This window comes from Vibrio sp. Vb0888, from assembly GCF_033338835.1.
GTDB lineage: Bacteria > Pseudomonadota > Gammaproteobacteria > Enterobacterales > Vibrionaceae > Vibrio > Vibrio alginolyticus.
This window is the reverse complement of record NZ_JAWOTL010000164.1, coordinates 1-1,313: the sequence shown is the minus strand read 5'-3', so window position 1 is coordinate 1,313 and position 1,313 is coordinate 1. Positions and strand designations below refer to the sequence as shown.

Annotated in this window: 1 protein-coding gene and 1 pseudogene; both read left to right on the top strand. The window is 44.2% G+C overall.

The genetic code is table 11. From position 1 onward, the window contains the following. A partial coding sequence (locus R7P72_RS24715) for a response regulator (protein ID WP_318110927.1) occupies window positions 1-743 on the top strand: 743 nt, incomplete at its 5' end. After that, window positions 743-1,313 (top strand): annotated as a pseudogene (locus R7P72_RS24710) (diguanylate cyclase); the annotation flags it as partial. The gene R7P72_RS24715 and the pseudogene R7P72_RS24710, both read left to right, overlap by 1 nt.

Sequence of the window (1,313 nt, the reverse complement as noted above, 5' to 3'; positions counted from 1 at the left end):
TGATCGTGTCGGGTGATGTACAACAAGAAGCAAAGCAGCGCTGCCTAGAGTTAGGGGCAATGGATTTTATCGCAAAGCCGTTGTCAGAAGAACAAGTCATCCCGCTGTACGAGCGTCTTGGGTTGCATTATGCACAGCGAACATCAATGGAGCTTAATTCTGCACAAAGCCAAGAAGAGCTTTCATCCCTTGCCAAGTTTCGTGAAATTGCCAACATTGCGCTAGGCAAAGGGGCGGCCATTATGGCTGATCACTTGCATGAGTTTATCCAGTTGCCAGTTCCGCATGTTGGGCCATTGTCCTATGGTGAATTGCATATGACGCTGGTGGACGTGATTGGGCGAGATAGCTCTGTAGCGGTTTCGCAGCGCTTTGTTGGCGGCGGTATACACGGAGAGGCGTTGGTTTGCCTACGTGGGAAAGATATCAATCAAATTGGTGAAAGGTTGGGGTATCTGCTCGACTTTACGCCTCATAATGAAATTATTTTAAATGTCTCTAACTTGCTGGTTTCGTCATTCCTAACCTCTTTAGGGAACCAACTTGATAAGCAGTTTTCACTTCGTCAGCCGGGCATCGTCGATACAATCACTCCTTACAATGAAGAACAAGGAGAATCAGGCGAACTCTTTACCATCGAATATACCTACATGGCGGAAGCGCTCGATTTTGAGTGTGAAGTATTATTTCTAATAGACAAACCATCAGTAGAAATTATTTATGAAATCATGGAGTTAATCTGATGTCCGATATCACGCTGGACATAGCAGACTTTCATTGGGTCACACAAATTTTAGATACCATGGATTCTGGGCTCATTGTTCTTGATCCAGAATATAACGTGTGTGTCTGGAACAGCTTTATGCAGTCTTACAGCGGTGTGCTGTCTCAAGATATTTTAGGTCAATGCTTGTTCGATCATTTCGACGAACTACCACGAACGTGGTTGGAAACGAAACTAAAGACCTCTGCTGATCTTGAGACTCGTTCCTTCTCCAGTTGGGAAAACCGACCATACCTTTTTAAATTCAACAATTTTTCACCGGTTTCCAACAGCTGTGACTTTATGTTTCAAGACATCGTTATCACGCCATTGCGTTCGCTTTCTGGCGAAGTAAGCCATATTTCGATTCAAGTGAACGATGTTTCCGAAACGGCGAGAAACCGAATCCATTTGCGAGAAACCAATCAGCATTTGTCTGAGATCAGCAGAAAGGATGGTTTAACAGGTTTGTTTAATCGAGCATTTTGGGAGCAATCATTAAAAGATGAGTTTGCGCACCTCAAAGTGATCGACGGACCATGTTCTCTGG